The organism is Pseudomonas sp. RA_35y_Pfl2_P32 (genome assembly GCF_963970735.1).
Lineage (GTDB): Bacteria > Pseudomonadota > Gammaproteobacteria > Pseudomonadales > Pseudomonadaceae > Aquipseudomonas.
Map to the genome: position 1 here is coordinate 1 of NZ_CAXAQF010000166.1, position 554 is coordinate 554.

A 554-nucleotide genomic window follows, 5' to 3' on the forward strand; every position below is an offset into this window, starting at 1 on the left:
TGGCGCGTGACTGAGCAACCGGCCGGCGTCGTCATAGACGACTTCTTCCGTCGTCAGCCATCCCATGCCTTGGATGAAGCCGCCCTCGATCTGGCCAAGGTCGATCGCCGGGTTGAGTGAGCGGCCGACGTCGTGGAGGATATCAACCGCCAGGACGCGGTGTTCGCCGGTAAGGGTGTCGATCACCACTTCCGCCAGTGCCGCGCCATAGGCAAAATAGTAGAACGGTCGGCCTCGATGAGCAGCGCGATCGTATTCGATCCCAGGCGTAGCATAGTAGCCGGTCGATGATAGCGAAACGCGACCGATATGGGCCTGCCGACAGAGCGTCGCAAAAGGCACGAGATCGCCACCAACCCACACACCCTCACGTGCGAAGCGGACAGTGTCCTCGGGCACTTGCCGCCAGCGTGTCGCGAAGGCGATCAGTCGCTCTCGAATCGTCTGGGCCGCGTTATAGGCCGCCATGCCGTTCAGGTCGGCGCCGGACGAGGCGGCGGTCGCCGAGGTGTTGGGCACCTTGTCGGTCCGCGTCGACGTGATGCGTACCTTAT

At 63.2% G+C, this 554-nt stretch carries 1 protein-coding gene; it reads right to left on the reverse strand.

All coding sequences use genetic code 11. The features are described from left to right. On the reverse strand, positions 1-554 hold a 554-nt coding region (locus AACY45_RS27665), incomplete at both ends, for a molybdopterin cofactor-binding domain-containing protein (RefSeq protein ID WP_339548649.1).